This is a genomic window from Agaribacillus sp. DX54, from assembly GCF_056858335.1.
In genome coordinates this window covers 1-243 of record NZ_JBXEQE010000179.1, presented here as the reverse complement: position 1 = coordinate 243, position 243 = coordinate 1, and the positions used below count along the sequence as shown (strand labels likewise).

The window sequence follows — 243 nt, the reverse complement described above, 5'->3', positions numbered from 1 at the left end:
GACCATGGAAGGGGTGATATAGGCACAGCCCTCCACAATACCGTTCTCCGTTACCTGATAGCTATCAGCAAATGAGGATAATTTGGTGCTTAATAAAGCAATACTTGGGTTTGAAAAAATATCTTTAATATTTATTCCATAGCCTATGTCTTGTATCTTGGAAATCAATCGGACTGCCAGTAAACTATGGCCGCCCAGTTCAAAGAAGTTATCGTAAATACCCACCTTTTCAACACCCAACAG

Annotated in this window: 1 protein-coding gene; it reads right to left on the bottom strand. The window is 40.3% G+C overall.

Features of this window, described 5'->3' with window-relative positions:
- Positions 1 to 243: phosphopantetheine-binding protein (locus AC04NP_RS30885; RefSeq protein WP_482863995.1), on the bottom strand; the 243-nt coding region annotated here is incomplete at both ends.